Here is a 23683-nt window from a genome sequence, read left to right on the forward strand (position 1 = left end):
CGAACACAAAAAAATTGTCTAGTTTTTGTCAGCGAACTTTAAAGAGCATAAGATAAATGCACTGTGTAAAAGGACGCCTGCCCATGCTATATGCCAAATCGTTGACCCAAGCACTAATCGCTACCCTATTTGTAGCATTGCTAACTGCCTGTAGCTCAATTCCAGACAACACAATTCGTGTCGACACAGGCACTCTGAGCATTCAAAACGAACCCACTATTGCACAGCACCTTTACCAACACTATCAAGACTGGCGTGGCACGCCTTATGCTTGGGGTGGCATGAGCCGACGCGGAGTTGATTGTTCAGGATTCGTCTATTTAACATTACGTGATCAATTCGGTGCCTACCTTCCTCGTACAACCGCGAAACAAGTTCAAACGGGCTACCATGTGGATAAGGACGAGCTTGAAGCAGGCGATCTAGTCTTTTTTAAAACAAGCTCTAAAGTACGCCACGTGGGTATTTACGTGAAAAATGGTACGTTTTTACACGCGTCCACCTCACAAGGCGTTATTATATCGAGCTTGGATAATGTCTATTGGAAAAAACATTACTGGCACGGCCGCAGAATCCGCTAAGTTTATCCGTTTATTTGCATGATCATTTAACAAGTTCCGTTGTCGAAGCGAATACTCTGGTTTAAGCTCTAACGGTTTTTTACACACCTTATTAGTTAATTCAACACCTTACTGAGCTCCACTCACCTACTGACATAGAGAGATAAACTGTGTTTTTATCCTTTTTCCCGAAGCCCAAACTATTCTTTTTGACGTTTGCCCTCTGGGCACTCGTTTGTGTAATTAGCTGGTACACCATTGGACAGGACCTTGGGGCCACGTTAAGCCTTGGCCAATTTTTTGGTGTTAACTTTCCTGCTGCACTGGGCGAAGGTGCTGATCAAGCCGCGCAAGCGGCCTTTCAAGAAGCCTATAGCTTCGCTAGCGATGTTTGGCTCTATCAATACATGCTGGTGTGTTACGCGTTATTTGTCGGCGCTTGGATGGTTTACGGCGGTCACAAATGGGCAAAATGGTCGGTAATGGGGTCGGCCCTGATCGTCTTTATCACATGGTTCCAAGTACAAGTCAGTGTCATGATCAATGAATGGTACGGCAGTTTCTACGATCTCATCCAAAAAGCCTTAACCGCACCAAATAGCATTACCCTAACCGAGTTTTATGGTCAACTTTTAACGTTTGCCACCATCGCCCTAGTCGCTATTTCCGTCGCTGTCTTCAACCACTTCTTTGTCAGTCATTATGTGTTTCGCTGGCGCACTGCTATGAATAATTACTACACCGCTCTATGGCCAAAAGTACGCCATATTGAGGGTGCTTCCCAACGGATTCAAGAAGACACCATGCGCTTTGCCAGCATAATGGAAAGCCTAGGTGTTCGCTTTTTAGACTCGATTATGACATTACTCGCTTTCTTACCTGTTCTGTGGGCGCTTTCAAGTTACGTGACTGAGCTACCTCTAATCGGTGAAGTACCGCAAGCCTTAGTGTTTGTCGCCATTCTTTGGTCCATTATTGGTACGGTTCTTCTAGCAACGGCTGGGATCAAACTACCAGGACTGGAATTCAAAAACCAAAAAGTAGAAGCAGCCTACCGTAAAGAGCTGGTCTATGGTGAAGATTACGCTGACCGCGCAGAACCCGTGAAACTCGCTGAGTTGTTCGATAATGTGCGCAAAAACTACTTCCGCCTGTACTTTCATTATCTTTATTTCAACGTAGTCCGTTACGGCTACTTGCAAGCTGGTGTACTAGTACCGCTGATCGCATTAGGCCCCTCTATCGTAGCAGGTGCCTTCACACTAGGGGTCATGCAACGTATTTCGAATGCCTTTAACCAAGTAGAAAGCTCTTTCCAATTTCTCGTTAATTCTTGGACAACAATTGTCGAGTTGCTGTCGATCTACAAGCGTCTAAAAGCCTTTGAGTCAGCGATTGCTGATGTCCCAGATGACGTAATTGAAGAACAAATACAACCCTAACCTAATACCATGACAACTTTTGCGCCAGCCTAACTATTTTTCAAACTGGGCTGGCGCTTAGTTTTTTCCAGCCCACGCCAGTGCTATGATTAGCTTATAAATGAATTGCCTACTGCTCGCAGTTTCGCTTGAGCAGTTGCTTGGAGACACGAATGAAGAAAGTATTTATTGACGGTGAAACGGGCACGACTGGCCTACAGGTACGTGAACGCCTAGTAAATCATCCTGATATCGAAGTGATCAGCATCGATCCTGATAAAAAGCGCGATGTAGAAGAAAAACGCCGTCTGATGAAAGAAGCCGACGTAACGGTTTTATGCTTGCCAGATGACGCAGCAAAAGACACCGTTGCTCTCGCAAAAGCAGAAGGCTGTCGTGTACTGGATGCAAGTTCTGTTCACCGTATTGCGAATGGTTGGGTTTACGGTCTTGCGGAACTCGATGCCAGCCAACGCGGAAGCATTCAGGATGCGCAATTCGTATCCAACCCAGGCTGCTACCCAACAGGGATTATCTTGTTGCTTAAACCATTGGTTGAACAAGGCCTTTTAGCCAAAAACGGTCACTACACTGTGAACGCTATTTCTGGCTACACAGGGGGCGGTAAGCAGCTGATCGAGCAATACGAAGGTAACAGCGGCGCTGCTTCATACGGCACTTACGGCTTAAACTTCAAACATAAGCACCTACCTGAAATCCAAAAATGGTCTCAGCTAGACAACACGCCAATCTTTATCCCAAGTGTGGGCAGCTTTGCCCAAGGCATGCTAATCAGCATTCCTTTAACACTGTCTGGCGATATGACGGGTGAGAAATTACAAGCGGCGTTAGCGGCAACTTACGAAGAAGAAGACTTTGTCACTGTCCACCCATTCAATGAAGTGAAAGACAGCCACGCGCCGTTCTTGACACCGCACGGTTTAGAAAATACGAACCAAGTGGAATTAGCCGTATTTGCTTCTGAAGATGGCCAATCAGTCGTTCTTTCAGCGAAGCTTGATAACCTTGGTAAAGGCGCTTCTGGTGCCGCGGTACAGAACTTAAACCTAATGCTAGGTTTTGCTGAAAACGTTGCCGTAGAGCTGTAATCAATACACAGCTAGATTGATATCAGTTGAAGTCTAAAGCCTCATGATACGGTTGTAACATGAGGCTTTTTTTGGTTCTTGCTAGTCCGCAAGGTTATCTGGCTATTGCAATGCGCTTTGCTTTAATCGCGTTTTTACGAACCCCAATCTCTGGCGCAAGTGTAAATAGGTCGCCGTTTAATCCGGTCAGTTGACGTGGTACATGCGCAGCTTTAGCGATTCGAGCATTGGCGGCCATATGTTCAGGTTCACCATGGGTAGGTATTGCCACTTCTGGACGCACCCAGTCATACATGGAAGCAAGTTCTTCTTCGTAAGGATGGCCACTAACATGAATCGGTAAAACGGTATCGTGACCTTGAATCGTTCGAATACCTTGGGCTTTAAAAGACGTTACCAAGCGCTCAATCGCGTCTTCGTTACCTGGAATAATCATAGCGCTGAAGAGAACTACATCGCCTTTTTGAAGAGATAAATCGAAACAGTCATCCCGCGCTAGGCGGTTTAACATCGCTCTTGGCTCACCTTGGCTTCCAGTAGCAACCGCCAACACCTCATCTGCAGGTAAATAACCAAGATGCGAAGGGTCAATCACAGGTAGATCATCAGGCCAATAGCCTGCAACTCGAGCCGCACTGACCATGTTTTGTAACGAGCGACCTAACAGTGCTAAATAACGCCCTGTTTCCTTAGCTACGTAACCCAGTGATACCAACCGCGCAATATTACTGCTGAAGCAACCAACCACCACACGCCCCTGCTCATCCCTAATAACGTCCAGTAAGGCTTTATAGCAGTCATATTCCGATACAGAGTGACCCTTTTTTAAGGCATTCGTGGAATCACACACCATCGCTTTTACATCACGCTTGCGTAACGTCGACAAGACGGCAGGGGAAAACTTTTCACCAATCACAGGACTGTGATCAATCTTCCAATCCCCCGTATGAAAAACATTACCCGCTGGTGTCTCAATCATTAACCCACTTGGCTCAGGAATAGAATGCGTCAAGGTAATCCACTGTAAATCAAATACGCCCACGGAAAACTGACTCCCCATCGGCAATTCGTGAATTTCAACGTCTCCTAATAAACCAACTTGAGCAAGTTTTCGACGTAAAATTTCGGCCGTAAAAGGCGTGGTATAAACGGGCACTTGGAAGCGGCGCCACAAAAATGGCAAAGCTCCGACATGGTCTTCATGCGCATGGGTAATAACAATCCCAGCTAAACGATGGCGCTGTTGTACAATAAAATCAGGGTCAGCACACACCAGCTCGTGTGTTCGCGCACTATTTTCGTCAATCGGTTCGTTGAATGATACCCCACAGTCGACCATCAACCACTGTCCATCGTGACCATACAAATTTAAATTCATTCCTATTTCCCCCGTTCCTCCTAGGGGCAGAAACCAGAGGTCGCTTCGCGTTGGCATCAGCAAATCCACACATTTCTCCTTTTGTAAATATTTTCCATTCTACGCGAATCAAATTGAACTTAACTCATACAATTACTATAATCATGCAATAAATGTTCAAGTTGCTCGACTAATATGTTGACGTAGCTGCCCGATCGTTATTGCGGCGTTACATACTATGACAGCTAGATAAAGGATTTAGCATGCGTAATATAACGGTTTGGGGACTGTCTCTCGGACAAGCTTTGTTGATAACAGGCAACATACTTCTTGTATCTGTGACCGCACTCATCGGTCAAAGTTTAGCGCCGAGTTTTGCATTGGCAACATTACCTGTTGCACTTCAATTTTTAGGTCTTATGGGAGTCACACTTCCAGCCGCTCTTTTAATGGGCTGGCTAGGCCGTAAAAAAGGTTTTCTTGCGGGTAACCTCATCGGTGTTGGCGGTGCTTTTCTCGCCTTTTACGCCGTAAAACATGGCTTATTTGAGCTATTCTGTGGCGCGACTTTTTTACTGGGCATGGCGATTGGTATTGGTCAGCAATACCGTTTTGCCGCCACTGAAAATGTACCGAAAGAAAAAGCGCCTCTTGCCATCAGCATGATTATGGGGGCTGGCGTTATCGCCGCGGTACTGGGGCCTAATATGGCGATCTGGTTTGAGCACTGGGCACCCGAAACTCAATATTTAGGGGCGTTTGCGGCTTTAATCGTGCTGTACATCTTTAATACGGTGTTGATTGCAGTATTACCGATGCGCGCGCCCACAGCACAAGAGCTAAATGGCACACCACGCCCTTATCGTGAACTCCTCAAACAGTCAGATTTAATGAGTGCAATCGTGGCTGGTTCTATTGGCTATGCTGTGATGGTGTTAATTATGACCGCTACCCCTTTGGCAATGCAGGCATGCGGCTTTGATTTTGGTAACACCGCACACATTATTCAATGGCATGTACTGGGGATGTTCTTACCTTCTTTCTTTACCGGTCGGCTGATCATGCGTATTGGCACCTACAGCGTCATCCAAATTGGCTGCTTAATGTTACTCGGCTGCGTCTTCTTAAATCAATTTGGTGTGAGCTATTGGCACTTCTTCATTGCTCTAGTATTGCTCGGCATTGGCTGGAACTTCACGTTCATCGGGGCAACTGCATTACTAACAAAAACCTATAGGCCTGCTGATAAAGCCCGTGTTCAAGGTGTTAACGATTTGATCGTGTTCTCAAGTGCCGCGGCCGCCAGCTTGTTATCCGGTTACTGGCACTCGCTTTTTGGTTGGGAGATCCTAAATTTGCTGATGATCCCAGCGATCTTAGTCGCTATGTTTACGCTTATGTCGAGCCGCAAACGCGCAGTTATCATAACGCCTAATATTACGCCACAAAGCTAATCTTTTACGGCTTTATTTGACTCTAAGCCAAAATCCATGACAATGAAGGTTATCCTAATTACCAAGGGCTTTTATTGTCATGGGCTTTCTTTCTAAAATTACTCAAATGTTTTCTGGTGATGGAACCACCTCAAATGTGCGTACGTTTGACCCTGTTGAACACAATGGTTTCATCATTATTCCAACCCCTCAGCCAGATCAAGGCCAATACCGAGTTTGCGCGACAATTACTAAAGGCGAATTCGAAGACCAAAAAGTTCATACGTTTATTCGTTCTGATCTAGTCGCTAGCCTTGATGAATGCGTTGAACTCACCATTCGAAAAGCAAAGCTCACCATCGATCAATTAGGCGATCAAATTTTTTAGATTGTTATGATTGACTCTTGGCAGCACCTACATAGCAAACCTGATATTCTCGGTAACCCATTTGTGGCTCACACCTATCGCTTTGACGGTGCCGTGTCGGCCGTTGTGACCACCGTTATTGAATACGTCACTCCCGCGCCAAGTCATAAAGCAATTTTATACTTGCATGGCTATACGGATTATTTCTTTCAAGACCTACTGGCACATCACTTCGATCAGTTAGGGTTGCGTTTTTTTGCACTCGATTTACAAGGTTACGGTCGTTCTATTCGTCCAAATAGTGTACCTAATTGGTGCGAAAGCCTGTCTCAATACCACGATGACATCCACATCGCGCTGACTGAGATGTATAAACTCGGCGTTACTGAAGTGACTCTACTAGCGCATTCGACAGGGGGATTGATCGCGTCGAGTTATGTATCGACTCAGCAAGCATCCGAACAAGACACAAACAACAAACCACGTATTACCGGGCTGATGTTAAACAGCCCCTTTTTAGCTCTGCCCTTTTCACCCAACATCATAAAACACGTAAGTTGGCCTATCTGGCTGGCGGTGTCCCTGCTGCCATACCATTCATTACGAGCCCATAAAATCAGTTTATACGCTCAAACCTTACACCAAGAGTTTGGTGGCGAGTGGAGCTACCGCCTAGATTGGAAACCTGCGCACGGGTTCCCTCTTTCCTTTCACTGGCTTAAACAAGTGATTCTGACCCAACGTGCTTTGCAGAAGCATCCGATTGCACTACCAACCTTGATGTGCCATTCAAAAACTACAACACGCCATGCATTGGATATTGAAGAAGTCAAACTAGGGGACGGTGTTTTAGATGTGGACAGTATGAACCTAGCAGCGAAGAACGCTTTTTCTCAGCTTACAGCAGTTGCCATAGAAGGCGGCTACCATGATTTGTTTTTATCACCGAAGCCCATACGTCAGCGCTATTTAACCGCCATCGATCAATGGCTACTGGGTCATAACGTCATCAGCTCGCTACCAAATATAGCCAACGGCTAATTACCATTCGATTTCATGATACGGTCCAACAAACACGTTGGTAGCACACGACGCATCAAACCAGCTGCGTACGTTGGCCAAGTCACATAGTAACGCGGCTTAGGATTAGGTGATTCCAATGCATGCAATAATTTCTTTACGACCGCGCTCGCAGGTAATGTGCCACTTGCCGCTGGGCCAACCTTGCTTAAACGAGTAATGGCTTGCTGATAGCCTTTTTGATGTCGGCTGTTTTCCACATCAATGTTAGATTGCAACGCAATTAAAGCATTGTCTCTAAAGCGACTGACAATCGGACCAGGCTCAATGGTTGACACTTTAATCGGCGTATCGCTTAACTCCATGCGCATGGTGTCTGTAAGTCCCTCTAATGCGAACTTGCTCGCATTGTAAGAACCCCGAAACGGTGCCGCAACCAAACCAAGTACTGAACTGTTTTGCACAATACGGCCATAGCCTTGCTGAAGCATCACTTTCACAACACGTGTCGTCAGATCGTGCGTACCGAAGACATTCACCTCAAACTGTTGGCGTAATACGTCTACTGGCAAATCTTCCACTGCCCCAGGCTGTCCATAAGCACCGTTATTAAACAGCGCGTACAAAGCCCCACCAGTGATCTCTAGGGTTTGCTTTAACCCTTGCTCAATGGATTTAGAGTCCGCCAAATCCAGCTGTACAACATGTTTAATGCCTTGGCGACGCAGCGCATCAACATCAGCGGCTTTGCGGCAGCTCGCTACCACTAAAAAGTTGTTTTTTTGCAGCATCAAGGCGGCTTCTAAGCCGATGCCACTGCTGCATCCGGTGATCAAAATAGAGTAACGCATAGGAATCCCTAATCGGTTTTTTGAAAAATATGAAAGCCATGTCTTCTATAAGCTAAAAACGTAATCTATTAGTTTCAATTATATTCAACTAATGATCTATATCAGCACCCCGACCTCTAAAAAACCATAACCTCTGCTTATTAAATTTTCAGGAGGAAATCATGCGGATTGCCGATATCAAAGTCAGTCGTAAATTATGGGGCCTAATTGCACTATTAGTAGGTTTATTGGTTATTTTTGAGTTTCAAGCTTACTCAAGCCAATATCAAAGTGCGCTTGAGGCACGTAAGTTACAAGTTAAAGAGCAGGTAGACAACGCCTACTCATTGATCGAGTTCTATCATGCTCAAGCGCCTATCATCGGTGAACAACAAGCCAAAGAGCAAGCTCTGCAAGCAGTTGCTGCGCTGCGTTATGGAAATGGCGGTTATTTTTGGGTAAACGACTATCAGCACACACTGTTAATGCACCCACTCAAACCTCAACTTAATGGCAGTAATGTCAAAAATAAAACCGACGCAGGTGGCAAATATCACTGGCAAGCCATGGTCTCAACTGTAAAACAAAACGGTGAAGGCTTTGTGGAATACACTTACAAAGGCCCTCAAGTAGATGAGCCAGAAGACAAAGTTTCGTATGTAAAAGGCCTTAAAGATTGGGACTGGATTGTCGGTTCAGGCGTCTTTTTAACGGATGTTCAGCAGGCTTTTTGGGACAACACCTTAGTCTCAGTCATTGTTGAAACCCTGATGGTTCTGGTCGCATTGACAATGAGCTGCTTTCTAGTGCGTAGCATTGTTCGACCATTAAAAGCCGTCACAGCCCACCTACAAATTGTGGCAAGTGGCGATATGACTCACCACTTAGAGCTCAACCGTAAAGATGAGCTTGGCATTCTTGCGGATTCAGCTAATCAAATGTCTAGCTCGTTAGCAAAAACTTTAGGCAGCGTGGCACAGGCGATTGACGAGCTGCAAGCAGTCTCTGTTCAAATGCAAGGCAACACAAGCAACACTAAGCGTGGCATGGATAACCAATTTAATGAAGTGGAAAAATTGGCCACGGCTATGAATGAGATGTCTTACTCTATTCGTGATGTGGCGAACAACGCCAAAGATACAGCACAAGCCACACAAGTCGTACAAGACACCACGCGCAGCTCTAGCACCGATTTGAATGAAACCAATCACAACATTCAAACGCTGACACATCATGTTGAAGGCGCCAACTCTGTCATCATTGAGTTATTGTCACAGACAAAAGATATTGAATCGGTCTTAGGTGTGATCGGTGATATTTCTGAGCAAACAAACTTACTGGCCTTAAATGCGGCCATCGAAGCAGCCCGTGCAGGTGAACAAGGTCGAGGCTTTGCCGTCGTCGCCGACGAGGTACGTACTCTTGCCAGCCGTACCCAAAGCTCAACCGTCGAGATTCGTCAAATCATTGAAAAGCTACAACAGCAATCTTCTGAAGCCTCAAGCTCAATGGCATCCAGCACGCAACAAGCAGAATTGGGCGCAGAACGTATGCGTAATGCCGCACAGAATCTTGAAAAGATGTTAATGCAAGTCGATGACGTGTCTGATCGCAGCGTACAAATAGCCTCCGCTGCTGAACAACAAGGGCATGTCGCCGAGGAAATAAACAGCAACCTAATGGGGATTCGAGAAGTATCAGAACGCGTACTTCAAGAAGCCGATGAAGTGGCGCAAGGCTCGCAACTGGTGACTAAAATGGCAGAATCGCTACGTATTCAAATCAGCCAGTTCCGTTTTAACTAGTATTGTTTCAGCGTTAAAACACCAAGCATTAAAAAGGCGAGCTACTCAGTCAGTAGTTCGCCTTTTTTGTCTCTCTATGCAAAAGCGTAATTAGGTTTATAGACCCAATGCTTTTGCATGATGAACCAGATGGTCATCTACAAAGCTAGAGATAAAGAAATAGCTGTGATCGTAGCCAGACTGACGGCGTAACGTCAATTCATGACCCGCTTTTTCACACGCTTGTTCTAACGCTTCAGGTTTCAGCTGCTCTTCTAAGAAGTTATCCGCTTCACCTTGGTCCACCAATAATGGTAAACGCTCAGTGGCCGTCGCGATCAACTCACAGGTATCCCATGCTTTCCACGCTTCACGATCGTCACCTAGGTAACCTGTGAACGCTTTCTCGCCCCAAGGGCACTGCGTTGGGTTGGTGATCGGTGCAAACGCCGACACAGACTGGTAACGGCCTGGGTTCTTAAGCGCACAAATCAGCGCACCGTGCCCCCCCATAGAGTGACCCGAGATAGAACGCCTATCCGTCACTGGGAAGTGTTCTTCCACCAATGTTGGTAGTTCTTTTACCACGTAGTCATACATGTGGTAAGTGTTGGCATAAGGTGCAACCGTTGCGTTCACATAAAAGCCAGCACCGGAGCCGAAATCGTAGCTTTCGTGCTCGCCAGGGTAATCCGTACCACGTGGGCTGGTATCCGGCATCACAATCGCTAAGCCAAGCTCAGCGGCTTTCTTGAAACCACCTGCTTTTTGCGAAAAGTTCTCGTCGGTACATGTTAGACCAGACAACCAGTACATTACTGGAACACTCGCGCTCTCCGCCTGAGGCGGTAAGAAGATTGCGAATACCATGTCGCCTTTTACGGACAAGCTTTCGTGACGGTAGCGTTTTAACCAGCCACCACTTACTTTTGTACTTGATAAAAGTTCCATATATCCCTCTTTGTATCAGTAAAAAAGCCCATCATCTAGATGGGCTTTTTGTGACAAATCACTCTTATTTTGTATCAAATTCGATGACAGTACGGATACTTTCACCTTCATGCATAAGATGGAACGCTTCGTTAATATCTTCAAGCTTCATCTTGTGCGTTACGAATGGGTCGATTTCAATCTTACCGCTCATGTAGTCTTCTACGTAACCTGGCAATTCAGTACGACCTTTAACGCCACCGAATGCAGAACCACGCCATACTCGACCAGTCACTAGCTGGAATGGACGCGTTGAGATTTCTTGACCTGCGCCAGCGACACCAATGATGATCGACTCGCCCCAACCTTTGTGACAACACTCAAGTGCTGCACGCATAACGTTGACGTTACCGATACACTCGAAAGAGTAGTCCACACCGCCGTCCGTCAATTCAACAATCACTTCTTGAACAGGCTTATCGAACTTAGATGGGTTGATGAAGTCCGTCGCACCGAATTGCTCAGCCATTTCGAATTTAGATTCGTTTAGGTCGATCGCGATGATACGAGCTGCGCCAGCTAGACGAGCACCTTGGATACAAGACAGACCGATACCACCTAGACCAAAGACAGCAACCGTCGCGCCCTCTTCAACCTTCGCAGTGTTTAGAACCGCACCAATACCCGTTGTAACGCCACAGCCTAATAGACAAATTTTGTCCATGGCAGCTTCAGAGTTAACTTTCGCCAACGAAATTTCTGGTACAACGCTGTACTCAGAGAAGGTAGAACAACCCATGTAATGGAAAATCGGCTCGCCATTGATGCTGAAACGGCTTGTACCGTCAGGCATTAGGCCTTTACCTTGTGTCGCGCGAACAGCCTGACAAAGGTTAGTTTTGCCAGATTTACAGAATTTACACTCGCCACACTCAGCCGTGTAAAGTGGTATAACGTGATCGCCAACTTTAAGAGACGATACGCCTTCACCAACCGCTTCAACAACACCTGCACCTTCATGGCCTAGGATTGCTGGGAAGATACCCTCTGGGTCTTCACCAGAAAGTGTGAATGCGTCAGTGTGACACACACCTGTTGCTACCATGCGAACAAGTACTTCACCCGCCTGCGGATCTTGAACATCAACTTCTTCGATTTTAAGAGGTTGACCTGGACCCCAAGCTACGGCCGCTTTACATTTCAACATTGTGAACTCCGTCTTAACTTAATAGTTAGTGAAACATGTACAAGTAGTGTAATCCTAAAAAACTATTGCGATAATACTTATTTTAACAAATAATTATTGTCATACAGCAACAATCAGGATTTACCACTTATGAAACAATGGGAAGCAATGGAAGCCTTTGTTGAAGTTGTCCACCAAGGCAGCTTCTCAAAAGCCGCTAATCGGCTGAATGTCTCCGCCTCACACGTAAGTCGATTGATCACACACCTTGAACAACGCCTAAACACCACACTGCTGTTTCGTACCACACGTAGCATTCGACTTAGCGAAGCCGGCGAGCGCTTTTACCAACATTGTCGAGATCTACCGAATACACTCGCTGCCGCCGAAGAAGCTGTAAGTGCCCTAAACCAAGCCCCCATGGGGACGCTTCGTATCACCTGTGCAACGACTTTTGGCGAGCGCTACTTAGCGCCATTGCTGAATGACTTTCTGCTGCAAAACCCACAAGTTGATCTTGATCTACACCTGACCAACCGCGAAGTGGAATTAATTGAAGAAGGCTACGATTTGGCGATCAGAATGGGCGCATTAAGAGACTCTAGCTTATTATCAAGACGCTTGTGTGACCGAGCAGAATATCTCTGCGCTTCACGGCAATACGTGGATCAGAACGGTATGCCACACACCTTGGCAGAACTCAATAAACACAGCTGTTTAATGGGGTCGAAAACCCATTGGGTATTTAGTCAAAATGGACAACGTAAAGAAATCAAAGTATCCAGCCATTGGCGCAGTAACTCCGGTCCCGCTTTACTCGACGCCATACGTCGCGGGCTAGGGATCGCCCAACTGCCGGATTATTACGTGAAAGATGATTTAGCATCCGGCAAATTAGTCTCACTGCTAGCACAGTATCAGTACCCCTATACAGGCGTTTGGTTGGTCTACCCAAGAACTCAATTACCGTCACCCAAGCTGAAATCTATATGTGATTATTTAATCCACCGCTTTGACCAAGAAGACATCTTCGGCAGCTGGAGCAAAAGACCCTAGCATCAAGCGTCATTGAGATTGCAATGGATCACATACAAAACGTTTTGTTTTCCATTGAGCCAATCACCTTCGCAGGGTTGCCACCAATGATATTATTACCTTCAAATGAAGACACCACATTGGCTGAGGCAGACACTATTGAATGAGCACCGATAGATACACCTTTCAAAATCGTAGAATTAGCACACACCCATACCGATTTGCCAATGAAAATAGGCTTATCTGGGTTTAAGCAAACACCATCATTGTTAGTAATTGCATGAAAATCGGTGTCCATAAACAACGTTCGCCATGACACCAAGCACCCTTCCGATATGTCGATCTGCTTTTGACACGTGATACTCGTTTCACCACTAAAATTGACATTTTTACCAATGCTTAATGCACCAGACACAAATAACTTAGAGCCTGTACCAATTCTGACATTATGCCCAAACGTGACCGAGCCATTTTTCTCTAAACTCCAGATGAATCTTGAATAAGACGCATCGGCCACCTGAACCTGCCCAAACCCTAATTTAATCTTTCCAGTTTTAGCGTTTTTGGGAACGACAATGCAGCCCTTCCTATTTAAAAACTGTGTTCTATGACTAACAATCACAGGAAGCTTAATGGCCTGCTTAAACGGTAAGTAAGAAAAGTTAAATAGAAGTGTTTTGGGGATACAGCGAATGTAATTATAAAGTTTCGAGAGCGCTTTCATTGTGCAGTCCATGAATGAGGCGAATAAGAGCAGACACCGCTGCTTTTATAAGAGGTAATTATCTAAAGCGCTATGATAATTCTGCGAACATACTCCGTCTATTGATAAATGCCTTATTCGATAACGCTCAGGTGAATGAACCGACTCAGACTTTACGCTGCACTTTATAGGTGTCTAAAGCACCCTCGACTTGGCTTTCTGGTGTGGTGGTATCAGGAAATAACCCGTAGCTTGGCGCCATAATTTTAGACGAAGACTCTACGGTCACAGCAAAAATATTTTTGATTGGGTAACTTTCACCGGCTAATACCTTCAGCGCTGCCAAATACTCTGACCAATCTCTGTCTTCTGTTGTCACCACCTGAGCTGTGCCTTTTACTTTGAACCCGCGCTGTTCGAAGATATCGATAAAGGACACACAAACCTTTGGATTTACCTGAATGTTACGTTCACTCTCTGGTGAGGCAATGTTTGCAATCAATACCAAGTTTTCATCAATAAAGGTGAAAATTTCCTTAGGTGACACATTGGGCGCAGCATCCGCCGATACAGTCGCAAGCCAACACAACACACTTTTTTCAGCAAAATCGAGAAGCTTCATAGGCACTCCAGATATTCGTTAAATGAGGTAGCGGCATTAGATCGCTCAAGTCATCGCTGCTAGGGAAGCGTTTCAAAGTAATGCTTCTCCTGCTCTAAAATGCGTTCACTGTTAAGCGATGCCAATGAGATATCGGACGCATGCGGTAACATTCCTATCGTCTGTAAATGCAAATAACGCATTGCACAGACACGCAGAAACGAAGTGAAGTTTTCCAAATCATGGCCCGCGTCCAATGCTTCGTGATTTAACTTCACAATCAGTTGCGATAAAGAAAGCTGGTCACGTTGGGCAATTTCTTCCAAAGTAAACCAAAAGATATTTTCCAAACGGATACTGGTTACCATGCCATCAATGCGAAGAGAGCGCGTTATGTTCTGCCATAAACCAGGATCGGCATTGATAAATAGTTGGCACATGCTGTCGTCCTTACTAGCGTAATAGGACTAATTAATATAGAGCCAGTATCCACCAAACACAACGCCAGCTAATTAAAGACCGCCAATAAAGCAAAAAAGGCGCGTCATTAGGCTGACGCGCCTTAATCATACAACATATACCTCAAGCGCACTCGATCACTGAAATACAGTCAACTTTTATGAATTAATCATGGTGATCGCACACAAAACTAATAGTGCGATGTTCGACAACAATCCCATTAAGAAAAAGTACGAACGAGGGCTTGGATTTTCATTGGTCGCTACAGCGTAATACATCAGCATATGAAGAATACGCGCCACTGCAAAACTCCAAATACAGATCATCACCCAAAAAGCATCCGCACCTACGAGTATCGCCAGAAAGATCACACCCAACATCGCCGGGACGTTTTCAAGCGAATTCATAAAAGTACGATGGGCACGAAACGTAAACGATTTATGTCCTAGGGATTCATCGATTTTACCAGGCACCGCATCCGCTTTTTTACCTTTACTTCCAGCAGCTATAAACCACTGCACCATCCAAGTTAGTAGGATAACAAAGATCCCCCAAAACGCTGTTCCATATAACGTCGCCAGTTCCATACTGTGCCTCACCTTTTATTAATGACTGATAATAGGTTATTAAACTGACATACCTAATGTTTCTATGCACCACCTTGGGTATAAGACACACTGGCTTTTCACGGTTGTTGAACAATGCATTAAAATAGGCACATAAGACAAAATATACTTAACCCACCTCTCCACATTTGACAGTGATCCAATTCATTCTCGGAACCAACAGCATGGGGAAAATACGCAATATAAAGCAAAGGAATTGAGATTAAGACGCTAACAAAAACGCTGTTTGTTACGATGAGAAAAGAACTAATGTATCTATTCAGCAGCTATGAATAAAACATAAGGTGCGCCATTACGCGACGCACCTTATTTATGATGGTTAGTTATTCAGTAGCGTATAAAATTGAGCCAGCCACGCAGGGTGTGCAGGCCATGCTGGTGCCGTGACGAGGTTGCCATCGGTAACCGCTTGATCAACCTCAATCGACGCATAGGTTCCTTTTGCCAGTTCTACTTCGGGCTGACACGCTGGGTACGCTGAACACTTTCGTCCTTCTAACACACCCGCTGCTGCCAACAACTGCGCGCCATGACAAATCGCCGCCACAGGCTTATTGGCCGTAAAGAAATGCTGCACCATCGCAATCACCTCTTTATTTAACCGTAGATACTCAGGAGCACGACCACCAGGAATGACCAAAGCATCGTAGTCTTCAACGTTGACCTCGCTAAAGCTCGCATTCAAGGCGAAACGATGTCCAGGCTTTTCGGTGTAGGTTTGGTCCCCTTCAAAATCATGGATCGCCGTCGCCACCGTATCCCCAGCTTTTTTATCTGGACATACAGCATCAACAGTATGGCCGACGCTGATCAGCGCCTGAAATGGCACCATCGTTTCGTAGTCTTCCGTGAAATCACCCGTGATCATTAAGATTTTCTTATTCGACATGATGCTTCCTCTTACCTTGTTGTAAACAGCATTCAGTTGTAACAGCCTAAACAGCGTAAAAGGTATTAACCGGTTGCTACATGATCACCTTAAGAAAAAAGCTCCGAATGGAGCTCCTAATGTTTGAGTTTGGCTCGATAACTGTGTTTTATCAGCCAGTAACAGCCGCCTAACCCTAAAATAATAAGCCCTAAACCAATGATGGCTAACGGTTCATACTTGTCTAGATCAAGCAAAATCACTTTGCGAGACACGGCGATCACAGCAACCAGCAATACAACCTCGGCGTGTATAACGTTATCTTTGAAATACATCTCGACTGTCTCAACCAGCTCAAACCCAATCAGAATGATGAAGAAAAAGCCGAAGATCTGAAACAACTCATCGATTTCAAGGAAAAGAACATCGTCTGTTGGATCAAATATGTCTAAAAATAAAATAATACCCAACTCTACAATGGCGATTGCAACGATGATGGTCATCAATATAAGGACTATAAATGACATCCATTTTTTCGCCTTATGAACCAAAGAAACGGCCTTATCCATATTGTCACTCATTTAGTAGAACCTCGTATTTGGCATAGCAACTATTGCAAATGGATGACTAGTGCTCTCTTAAACCCTAAAAAACCTATTTTTCATTGGCTACCAATGACCGTGGACTCACCGATGCTGGCGCTTTTGTATTCTTCTATCTGTTTACTGATATCACTTCCCAAACGATCCACTAACTCGGACATAACGGAAACTGAGTAGTGATAGCCCGAGCGGTTAAGCGGTTCACTTAATGAGAAACGCTGCTTCTTAAGGGGCTTGCCATCCTCCTTTAAAGCAAAGTTACCCGCTAAAATGACCGAGTCTTGGTCAATGACATGAAAATAATCGATCACTAGGTCTAAGTGTATTGGGGAGGTTTCGCCCACGGTCGTTAACGAAACATGTCGAGATAACGCTTTTTCAATCCCTACTTTGAGCGGCTCCGCCCAAAGATGATTGGTAGAAAAAAACAATTCATGATCGGATACCTGCAAAACCATATTAGAGGTTCGCAAGTAATCCGCCAACGCGATGTTATCAAGCGTTACCTGAGTCGAAAGCTCATCCTGAACCGCACTTGTACTGGGTGCCCCGCTCAATACATAGTACTTCGGCAGCTCCAAGGTCGTCGTCGAGCAGCCACTTAACAACAGAGCACTTAGCAGCCCTATTACAATTTTCATCGATTTACTCCTCGTGGCTCAATATCAGGCGCTACTTGGCTTTTGAAAATAAGACTGTTTGGCGCGCTATTCATTTTTTGTAACAGCGGCTTCAACTCGCGAATCGCTTCTTGAACCTCCACCATCGTTTGATTGACAGACGACAAGCCCTGATCATCTGCAGCTAGCGAAGACAACAACGCATTTAGACTGTTAAGCGTCCCATTAATACCTTGCATATCCAGCTCATCAAGCTTAGTAGTCAGCGAACTACTGGTCGCGTTAAACGCTTTGGTGCTGCTGGCTAGGTCTTGAAGTAGCGTTCGTAAGTCCTGCGCCATGCCGTTAATCGGTAAAGAATTGATCTTATCCAAAGTGGTATTGAGCTGATCGGCGAACTGGACGATCTGATCAGGTACAGTAGGAATGACAGCAAAGCCCTGCATACGCCCTAAGCTCTGATCGGGCAAATTCTCGTAATGTTGCAAGTCTACAAACACGGCCCCCGTTAACAGGTTGCCTGTTTTAAGAGAAGCCCTAAGACCGCGCCCTACCCAAGCAGAGATTTGCTTTGAGATCATCTCTTTACCTGCTTGGCTATCACCTAAATTGACCAATGCAGGTTGCACCGAAATCAATACTGGAATCTTATACGCTTCGGCACTTAACGAACGCGCCATGTCCTTAAGCTCAAAGTTAATCTCTTCGACTTGACCTATCTGCAAGCCTCGATACTCCACAGGGGCGCCTTCTTCCAATCCCCTGACAGAGCTTTCCATCATCAGAATGTAATACACTTTTTCTGAATAACGGTGGGACTCAGCGCTCTTTTTAGAAGAATAAATTTTGAAGACAGTGTCTTGTTTCAAAGGCTCACCCGCTGCCATCCCCTTGGGTTCATCAAAGGTAATCCCGCCAATTAAAAGGGATTCAAGGCTGGATGTGGTTAAGCCCACACCGTCGGCGCCGAGCTCTACCTCGATGCCACTGGAATTCCAAAAGCGTGTGTTTGAGGTAATCAATTGATCAAACGGCGCTTCAATAAAAGCACTGTATTTAGCCTGCTGCGCCTCTAAGTCATATTCTACCGTTTCAATTCGCCCGACCGATAAACCTCGATACACCATAGGATCTCCGACCTGCGCTGTAAACGTCTGTTCACTCTCCATATACACACGCAATCCTGGGGTACCAATCGGCGTCACAGGCGGCTCTTGTAATGCTTTAAACGCTCGTTTTGGCTCGCCTTCTATACCCGGAGACATATCAATATAAGCACCTGACACCAAGGTTTGCAGACCAGAAATTTCTCGTAAAGACACTTTAGGAGAAACTACCCAAAAGCGTGTGTCTGAGCGTAGAAACTTATCTGCGTCTTCATTCAGCTTTGCTGTTACAAGCACGCTTGATGAATCATCACTTAAACGGATCTGCTCCACTCGCCCCATCACAACATCGCGTATTTTGACTTTAGTCTTTCCTTCTTCAAGGCCTGACGCCGTATCAAACTCAATCTCAATGGACACCCCTTGGCGCTGAATATCTTGATAAATAAACCAGCCACCAAACAGCAAGGTAATCAATGGGATCAGCCATATTTTTGAGATTTTCTGCGTACTTTTTACAACCGCTGTTGCTGCTTTATCGCTACCGCTTTTCTGCGAATCACTCATGATTGTTCATCCCACAACATTCTACTATCAAATGACATTGCTGCCATCATGGTCAATACTACTACAGCGCAAAAGGCCACCACAGCAGGGCCTGGATACACACTCATGGTACTTCCTAATTGCACTAATCCGGCCAAAATAGCCACTACAAAGACATCAAGCATCGACCAACGTCCCATAAATTCCGTCACTCGATAAAGAAGATAACGCTGCTTTGCGTTATACACATAAGGAGCACGCACTGAATAACTTAAGTACGCTAACGCCAAAATCTTAAAGATAGGTACTAACACACTCGCCACAAAGATCACGATCGCGATAAAGTAAGATTGATTTTGCCAAAGTGTGATCACACCCGCGACAATGGTTGAAGGAGAATCCTCACCTAAAAATCGAGTGGTCATAATCGGCAACAGGTTCGCCGGAAGGTACAAAAGTACTGACGTAGCAAGTAATGCCCAAGTCCACTGCAAGCTCTGTTGCGACTGTAATGGCTTGGGCTCTGATGATGCTCGCTGCAGCAATGCCAACTCAAGTTGATGACGATCCAATAGCTGCAACACCAGCATAAACATAACGATAAAGGCGCCGTAAAAATAAAAGGCAGGGCCTAACTCAACTTCGGCAATGGTCACTAACTTGATCATACTGACTAAGGCACTGACGATAAAGACTTCGGGCATACACCATTTTAGAAAAGCAAAACACAGCTTTACCTGTGTTTGTGCCGCACGAACCCCTAAGCCAAACTTAATGGCCAGCATCCAAAATAACAGCATAGAAATAACGCCTGCAGGCAAGATAATACAGACAGTGAAAATCAACACCGCCAACCCCAAATAAGCCTGATCAGCCAAAGATGCCACCACCGATGCTAAGGTGATGGACGTTTTCATGCCATTAATATCAAACGATAAAAAAGAAAAGCTTAGAGATAGAACTAACAAAAACAACGCAGAAAGGCTTAACGCTAAAATCTTATCGACCCAGTTTGCCGATAAAACCGTCAGAGTATGATCACAACGTGGGCAATGGGCTTTTTGTTTAGGTGACAGAACAGGTACCAAAGTGTGTAAACCACAATGGCGACATGTCACTGACCTACAGTCATCCGCGTGCTGCATCATAAAATGCAATTATCCTAAACCCAATTTCAGAGCCTTCATTAAGCCAAAAAAAGCGTGTTATAGCCATAGCACGCCGCCATTGCCATGACCTCCTTTTTAAAGACACATTCAATCAAGCTCTTAATACACCTGTGTTGCGTGGATGAGACGCCTAAATCACGGCTTTAGAAACGATATGGGAAAGATTAAGAATGACGGCTAATGACTGCAGACGAGCCTATTCAGTCGTATTAATTCGTGTGTTAGATGCCGTAGTCACGCTCTACTTTTGATATTCGTGTTTTAAACGATGAATACCACTTGTCATGACCCAGCCTTTGGGCAACTAGGTGCTCGGCATTGGCTTTCCACTGTTTAATGGACTCAAGATCAGACCAGTACGATACGGTAATCCCGACCTCTTCTCGCGCAGACTCTATCCCTAGAAAACCGGGCTGCTTTGACGCTAACTCAACCATTCGATCCGCCATTTGGTTGTAACCGTTACCATCATCCGTTCTGTGAGATGTAAAAATCACCGCGTAGTACGGCGGTTTCGGTGTGTTAGCGATGAGAGACATCTTTACTCCTTTAGGGATTAACGCAGCCCACAGTGGTGAGTCAATTACTCGCCCTTATTACACGACCGCATAATTAGAGACCTCAATTAGATTTCCGTCAGGGTCCCTGAAGTATGCCGAATGAATTGTACCTAAAGCACCTGTTCTCGAAACTGGGCCTTCGATCACTTTAACACCGTTACGCTCAATGTCTTTTATTGCATCAGTGATAGGCGTATCTATGATAAAGCATAAATCTTCTGAACCCGCCTTAACATTTAATGCCTTGGGCTCAAATTCATTTCCTAATTGATGAAGATTGATTTTTTGCTGACCGAAACTTAATGCCTTGCGGCCTTCGCCGAACTCAATTGCCTTCATTCCCATAACAGAAGTATAAAATTGAACGGTCACATCAATATTTTTTACAGTGAGAACTAGATGATCAATTCTATTTACTTGCATACTGTATAAACCCTTTTATCGTCTAACACGCTTAAGTGGTGAGCATCCAATGCGGAGCTTAACCATACCATCGTAAACACAAAGCCCAACAATAAAATGGAAAATGCTAAATATTGAGAATCACTCTTAAATGTCTGTTATGCGTAATTATGGCTCAGCAATGATTTCTTTTAACACTTTCGCTGGGTTACCAGCAATGACGACGTTGTCTCCAAAACTCTTCGTTACCACTGCACCAGAGGCTACCACCACATTGTTGCCAAGGGTGACGCCAGGATTGATAACTGCATGACCACCAACCCAACAATTGTCACCTATAGTGATTGGCTTTGCTAACTCTAAACCACTGCTCCTCTCGGTTGGGTCTAAAGGGTGTGTCGCAGTATAAATTCCAACTTGAGGTGCAAGTAAACAATTCTCACCAAACGTTACTTGGGCAGCATCTAAAATTACACAGCCGAAATTAGCGTAGAAATTATCACCAACATGAATGTTAAAACCGTAGTCACAATTGAAAGAAGACTCAATGTGGATAGTGTTACCTGTAGAGCCAAATAAATGCTTCACTATCTCAACGCGCTTTTGATGAAACGCAACAGACGTAGTATTTAACGCTTCAGTTAACAACCTAGCGCTCAATCTAAGCTTTAATAACTCTTCATCACTTGGATCATAAAGCCTACCTGCCAACATTTTTTCTTTTTCAGACATTAAACTTAGACTCCAAAAGCGACTTATTTATAACGCCGCATTAAGCGGACTAAAATTGTGGGTTATACTGTGTAGCGAAGCGGAACGTAACCCACTGTTTTAGTTCCGTTTAAATGCCTTGTTAGAGCACCGTTAAATGAGTGGCACCTCATTTGATAAAGCACTGAACTTATTATCTTTTTTTGCAAACTTTTCAGTGAAGTTAATAGCCAAGCATAGATATATTAATGCATGTCTCGTTTGTTTGAAAACATACATTCCTTTATCAACGAGCTCATCAGACGTAATCTTATACGCATAATCATATTCGTTTTCCCAAGTAGAGAAACCTTCACAATCAGGGTTTACAACTCTAACCCAACCGTGTTCTAGTTCATTGCGTAGTTCTCGCACTTCGAAAGCCGAATCATCAAGCCAATAAGAAGGTCTTCTCTCATCATCATCGTGCTGGGTAAAGTCTTTGCTTAACCAGAACAATGCAGTTAAAAATGGATTATTCTGGTCTTTTAATTTTTTCTGCTTATCAAACCATTGCCGATTAAACGCAATCTTGGAGCTGTCTAATTCATAGTACTTATCTAAGAGTCTTGAGATTTTGTCTAGTACACTAAAACAGCCTTTCAAAGCACTCTTTATTTTTTCAATGTATCCTTCGTAGATTACGCCGTCTAATGTGTCTGTTAGATATTTATCTTTGTCAGTGAATTTTACGTATTTTTTATTCAACCCTTCGTAGAACAAATGACGATAGAAGCAATACTCATTTTTCATTGATGAAAATGCCGCAGATAGATACGGGCCTTCAAAAACTGGAGTGCTATATGATGGAAAATTGAGAACGTCATGATCTACAACCCAAGCATTTTCTAGATCATTTAATGGATTGAGGAATAGTATATTATCTTTACACCAGTTCCGATATTTTGTTTCTTCTTTTGAATAGTCTGGCTTATAAGGGTGAGCTAATAGATCAGGATCTTCGTCAAATGAATTTTGAACATGTTGGAGGAAGCGTCCAAATTCAGAGCCTGAATCAACTTTGATACTTTCTCTAATGCCATTATGATAAATATCATCTTTAGCTAGTAGTTTTTTTGCATAGTTGTATGCATATAGCTGGTAATAATGAATATGCTCTTCATCGTATAAATAGTGAGAAATCCAAAGCAGACCAGTTGTAAGTCTATATAATCCAACTTCTTCGGCATCCCCAAAATGGGAAATCCCTTGCTTCCAAAGAGGAATGGCTTCAAAGGTTCTACATAATTTTTGTAGTGTATTTGCATGGTTTACTTCTACTTGAGGAAGTAGTTGATAAGCCTGATTTTCATATCGATAAAATTTCCTATGGCAAATGATAGCATTACCATAATTTGGATTGTTCCATATGTCATTTCTATCAGAAGCTAAATGCTGGTATATATTCGATAGGTAGTAAGTCAATATACTTTTTATAATATCGGGAGCTTTACTTTCATCAGAGATGATTTTCTTTAACTCATCACAAAAACGTACTAAAGAGTCAACATCATCAGATTCAATACAACTATCAATGTTTCTTGCAAAAAAAGCGATCTTTTCGTTCCAGCCGTCCATGCATTCTCTCGATTAAATGTGATGTGGATTTAGGTGCTCTAACAATTAAGGGTTATACGGC

25 protein-coding genes are annotated in these 23683 nt (G+C 44.4%); 8 read left to right on the forward strand and 17 right to left on the reverse strand.

Features of this window, described 5'->3' with window-relative positions:
- Positions 1–83: 83 nt before the first annotated feature.
- The 3 genes from AYW76_RS04515 (at position 84) to argC (ending at position 3090) form a co-directional block, all read left to right on the forward strand.
- On the forward strand, positions 84–581 hold the full coding sequence (locus AYW76_RS04515; RefSeq protein ID WP_067216350.1) for an NlpC/P60 family protein: 498 nt from the start codon (positions 84–86) through the stop codon (positions 579–581).
- Between the two features lie 149 nt (positions 582–730).
- The gene (gene sbmA / locus AYW76_RS04520; RefSeq protein WP_067216354.1) at positions 731–2002 is read left to right on the forward strand and encodes a peptide antibiotic transporter SbmA; all 1272 of its coding nucleotides are present in this window, start codon (positions 731–733) and stop codon (positions 2000–2002) included.
- 152 nt (positions 2003–2154) lie between these two features.
- Entirely contained in the window at positions 2155–3090 is a 936-nt protein-coding gene (gene argC / locus AYW76_RS04525) for an N-acetyl-gamma-glutamyl-phosphate reductase (RefSeq protein WP_067216357.1), read from the forward strand.
- A 94-nt stretch (positions 3091–3184) separates the two neighbouring features.
- Here argC and AYW76_RS04530 read toward each other — a convergent pair whose 3' ends face one another.
- Complete coding sequence (locus tag AYW76_RS04530; RefSeq protein WP_082866103.1) at positions 3185–4468, reverse strand: ribonuclease J; 1284 nt, start codon at positions 4466–4468, stop codon at positions 3185–3187.
- Positions 4469–4710: 242 nt separating this feature from the next.
- Between AYW76_RS04530 and AYW76_RS04535 the strand changes: the two genes are divergently transcribed.
- The 3 genes from AYW76_RS04535 to AYW76_RS04545 all read left to right on the forward strand — a co-directional run bounded on the left by AYW76_RS04535 (position 4711) and on the right by AYW76_RS04545 (position 7288).
- Entirely contained in the window at positions 4711–5901 is a 1191-nt protein-coding gene (locus AYW76_RS04535; RefSeq protein WP_067216361.1) for an MFS transporter, read from the forward strand.
- A 79-nt stretch (positions 5902–5980) separates the two neighbouring features.
- Positions 5981–6268, forward strand: coding sequence for an HlyU family transcriptional regulator (locus AYW76_RS04540; RefSeq protein ID WP_067031847.1), 288 nt, complete (start codon positions 5981–5983; stop codon positions 6266–6268).
- 6 nt (positions 6269–6274) lie between these two features.
- Complete coding sequence (locus AYW76_RS04545) at positions 6275–7288, forward strand: alpha/beta hydrolase (protein WP_067216364.1); 1014 nt, start codon at positions 6275–6277, stop codon at positions 7286–7288.
- Here AYW76_RS04545 and AYW76_RS04550 read toward each other — a convergent pair.
- Positions 7285–8118 (reverse strand): SDR family NAD(P)-dependent oxidoreductase, encoded by an 834-nt coding sequence (locus AYW76_RS04550; RefSeq protein WP_067031853.1) that lies wholly within the window; start codon positions 8116–8118, stop codon positions 7285–7287. The genes AYW76_RS04545 and AYW76_RS04550 overlap by 4 nt on opposite strands.
- Before the next feature lie 161 nt (positions 8119–8279).
- On the opposite strand from AYW76_RS04550, the gene AYW76_RS04555 reads away from it, so the two are divergent.
- Positions 8280–9902 (forward strand): methyl-accepting chemotaxis protein, encoded by a 1623-nt coding sequence (locus AYW76_RS04555; protein WP_067216367.1) that lies wholly within the window; start codon positions 8280–8282, stop codon positions 9900–9902.
- 96 nt (positions 9903–9998) lie between these two features.
- Here the strand turns inward: AYW76_RS04555 and fghA are convergent, their stop codons facing one another.
- A complete protein-coding gene (gene fghA, locus AYW76_RS04560; RefSeq protein ID WP_067216371.1) occupies positions 9999–10832 on the reverse strand; it encodes an S-formylglutathione hydrolase in 834 nt (277 codons plus the stop codon).
- A 64-nt stretch (positions 10833–10896) separates the two neighbouring features.
- Positions 10897–12015 (reverse strand): S-(hydroxymethyl)glutathione dehydrogenase/class III alcohol dehydrogenase, encoded by a 1119-nt coding sequence (locus tag AYW76_RS04565; protein ID WP_067216906.1) that lies wholly within the window; start codon positions 12013–12015, stop codon positions 10897–10899.
- Between the two features lie 132 nt (positions 12016–12147).
- Between AYW76_RS04565 and AYW76_RS04570 the strand changes: the two genes are divergently transcribed.
- Entirely contained in the window at positions 12148–13053 is a 906-nt protein-coding gene (locus tag AYW76_RS04570; RefSeq protein WP_067216374.1) for a LysR family transcriptional regulator, read from the forward strand.
- A 28-nt stretch (positions 13054–13081) separates the two neighbouring features.
- Here the strand turns inward: AYW76_RS04570 and AYW76_RS04575 are convergent, their stop codons facing one another.
- The 13 genes from AYW76_RS04575 to AYW76_RS04635 all read right to left on the reverse strand — a co-directional run bounded on the left by AYW76_RS04575 (position 13082) and on the right by AYW76_RS04635 (position 23622).
- A complete protein-coding gene (locus AYW76_RS04575) occupies positions 13082–13756 on the reverse strand; it encodes an acyltransferase (RefSeq protein WP_197467764.1) in 675 nt (224 codons plus the stop codon).
- A 145-nt stretch (positions 13757–13901) separates the two neighbouring features.
- The gene (locus tag AYW76_RS04580) at positions 13902–14357 is read right to left on the reverse strand and encodes a pyridoxamine 5'-phosphate oxidase family protein (protein ID WP_067031861.1); all 456 of its coding nucleotides are present in this window, start codon (positions 14355–14357) and stop codon (positions 13902–13904) included.
- Between the two features lie 59 nt (positions 14358–14416).
- Positions 14417–14776 carry a ribbon-helix-helix domain-containing protein gene (locus tag AYW76_RS04585; protein WP_067216380.1) on the reverse strand — a complete coding sequence of 120 codons (360 nt, stop codon included), beginning with the start codon at positions 14774–14776 and terminating at the stop codon, positions 14417–14419.
- Between the two features lie 177 nt (positions 14777–14953).
- Positions 14954–15382, reverse strand: a complete 429-nt coding sequence (locus AYW76_RS04590; RefSeq protein ID WP_067031864.1) for an MAPEG family protein — start codon at positions 15380–15382, stop codon at positions 14954–14956.
- A 358-nt stretch (positions 15383–15740) separates the two neighbouring features.
- A complete protein-coding gene (locus AYW76_RS04595; protein ID WP_067031867.1) occupies positions 15741–16310 on the reverse strand; it encodes a DJ-1/PfpI family protein in 570 nt (189 codons plus the stop codon).
- Positions 16311–16426: 116 nt separating this feature from the next.
- Positions 16427–16870: a phosphate-starvation-inducible PsiE family protein gene (locus tag AYW76_RS04600; RefSeq protein WP_082866104.1), complete on the reverse strand. Its 444-nt coding sequence runs from the start codon at positions 16868–16870 to the stop codon at positions 16427–16429.
- A gap of 80 nt (positions 16871–16950) precedes the next feature.
- Positions 16951–17532 carry a PqiC family protein gene (locus AYW76_RS04605; RefSeq protein ID WP_067216383.1) on the reverse strand — a complete coding sequence of 194 codons (582 nt, stop codon included), beginning with the start codon at positions 17530–17532 and terminating at the stop codon, positions 16951–16953.
- Positions 17529–19184 carry an intermembrane transport protein PqiB gene (pqiB, locus tag AYW76_RS04610; protein ID WP_067216386.1) on the reverse strand — a complete coding sequence of 552 codons (1656 nt, stop codon included), beginning with the start codon at positions 19182–19184 and terminating at the stop codon, positions 17529–17531. Before pqiB ends, AYW76_RS04605 begins: the two co-directional genes overlap by 4 nt.
- Positions 19181–20311 carry a paraquat-inducible protein A gene (locus tag AYW76_RS04615; protein WP_082866105.1) on the reverse strand — a complete coding sequence of 377 codons (1131 nt, stop codon included), beginning with the start codon at positions 20309–20311 and terminating at the stop codon, positions 19181–19183. Before AYW76_RS04615 ends, pqiB begins: the two co-directional genes overlap by 4 nt.
- Positions 20312–20553: 242 nt before the next feature.
- Positions 20554–20871: an antibiotic biosynthesis monooxygenase family protein gene (locus AYW76_RS04620; RefSeq protein ID WP_067216389.1), complete on the reverse strand. Its 318-nt coding sequence runs from the start codon at positions 20869–20871 to the stop codon at positions 20554–20556.
- Positions 20872–20928: 57 nt separating this feature from the next.
- The gene (locus tag AYW76_RS04625) at positions 20929–21315 is read right to left on the reverse strand and encodes a VOC family protein (RefSeq protein WP_067216393.1); all 387 of its coding nucleotides are present in this window, start codon (positions 21313–21315) and stop codon (positions 20929–20931) included.
- A gap of 147 nt (positions 21316–21462) precedes the next feature.
- Positions 21463–22026 carry a sugar O-acetyltransferase gene (locus tag AYW76_RS04630; RefSeq protein ID WP_067216396.1) on the reverse strand — a complete coding sequence of 188 codons (564 nt, stop codon included), beginning with the start codon at positions 22024–22026 and terminating at the stop codon, positions 21463–21465.
- A 132-nt stretch (positions 22027–22158) separates the two neighbouring features.
- Positions 22159–23622 carry an LA2681 family HEPN domain-containing protein gene (locus AYW76_RS04635; protein WP_067216399.1) on the reverse strand — a complete coding sequence of 488 codons (1464 nt, stop codon included), beginning with the start codon at positions 23620–23622 and terminating at the stop codon, positions 22159–22161.
- Positions 23623–23683: the final 61 nt, after the last annotated feature.

This window comes from Marinomonas gallaica, assembly GCF_001639745.1.
Lineage (GTDB): Bacteria > Pseudomonadota > Gammaproteobacteria > Pseudomonadales > Marinomonadaceae > Marinomonas > Marinomonas gallaica.

Coding starts and splice junctions, on each gene's coding strand:
- AYW76_RS04605 (WP_067216383.1), bottom strand. CDS start 17,532: ATGAAAATTGTAATAGGGCTGCTAAGTGCTCTGTTGTTAAGTGGCTGC.
- AYW76_RS04615 (WP_082866105.1), bottom strand. CDS start 20,311: ATGATGCAGCACGCGGATGACTGTAGGTCAGTGACATGTCGCCATTGT.
- AYW76_RS04635 (WP_067216399.1), bottom strand. CDS start 23,622: ATGGACGGCTGGAACGAAAAGATCGCTTTTTTTGCAAGAAACATTGAT.
- AYW76_RS04515 (WP_067216350.1), top strand. CDS start 84: ATGCTATATGCCAAATCGTTGACCCAAGCACTAATCGCTACCCTATTT.
- AYW76_RS04570 (WP_067216374.1), top strand. CDS start 12,148: ATGAAACAATGGGAAGCAATGGAAGCCTTTGTTGAAGTTGTCCACCAA.
- AYW76_RS04585 (WP_067216380.1), bottom strand. CDS start 14,776: ATGTGCCAACTATTTATCAATGCCGATCCTGGTTTATGGCAGAACATA.
- argC (WP_067216357.1), top strand. CDS start 2,155: ATGAAGAAAGTATTTATTGACGGTGAAACGGGCACGACTGGCCTACAG.
- pqiB (WP_067216386.1), bottom strand. CDS start 19,184: ATGAGTGATTCGCAGAAAAGCGGTAGCGATAAAGCAGCAACAGCGGTT.
- AYW76_RS04535 (WP_067216361.1), top strand. CDS start 4,711: ATGCGTAATATAACGGTTTGGGGACTGTCTCTCGGACAAGCTTTGTTG.
- AYW76_RS04620 (WP_067216389.1), bottom strand. CDS start 20,871: ATGTCTCTCATCGCTAACACACCGAAACCGCCGTACTACGCGGTGATT.
- fghA (WP_067216371.1), bottom strand. CDS start 10,832: ATGGAACTTTTATCAAGTACAAAAGTAAGTGGTGGCTGGTTAAAACGC.
- AYW76_RS04545 (WP_067216364.1), top strand. CDS start 6,275: ATGATTGACTCTTGGCAGCACCTACATAGCAAACCTGATATTCTCGGT.
- AYW76_RS04540 (WP_067031847.1), top strand. CDS start 5,981: ATGGGCTTTCTTTCTAAAATTACTCAAATGTTTTCTGGTGATGGAACC.
- AYW76_RS04625 (WP_067216393.1), bottom strand. CDS start 21,315: ATGCAAGTAAATAGAATTGATCATCTAGTTCTCACTGTAAAAAATATT.
- AYW76_RS04600 (WP_082866104.1), bottom strand. CDS start 16,870: ATGAGTGACAATATGGATAAGGCCGTTTCTTTGGTTCATAAGGCGAAA.
- AYW76_RS04555 (WP_067216367.1), top strand. CDS start 8,280: ATGCGGATTGCCGATATCAAAGTCAGTCGTAAATTATGGGGCCTAATT.
- AYW76_RS04580 (WP_067031861.1), bottom strand. CDS start 14,357: ATGAAGCTTCTCGATTTTGCTGAAAAAAGTGTGTTGTGTTGGCTTGCG.
- AYW76_RS04630 (WP_067216396.1), bottom strand. CDS start 22,026: ATGTCTGAAAAAGAAAAAATGTTGGCAGGTAGGCTTTATGATCCAAGT.
- AYW76_RS04530 (WP_082866103.1), bottom strand. CDS start 4,468: ATGAATTTAAATTTGTATGGTCACGATGGACAGTGGTTGATGGTCGAC.
- AYW76_RS04550 (WP_067031853.1), bottom strand. CDS start 8,118: ATGCGTTACTCTATTTTGATCACCGGATGCAGCAGTGGCATCGGCTTA.
- AYW76_RS04575 (WP_197467764.1), bottom strand. CDS start 13,756: ATGAAAGCGCTCTCGAAACTTTATAATTACATTCGCTGTATCCCCAAA.
- AYW76_RS04590 (WP_067031864.1), bottom strand. CDS start 15,382: ATGGAACTGGCGACGTTATATGGAACAGCGTTTTGGGGGATCTTTGTT.
- AYW76_RS04595 (WP_067031867.1), bottom strand. CDS start 16,310: ATGTCGAATAAGAAAATCTTAATGATCACGGGTGATTTCACGGAAGAC.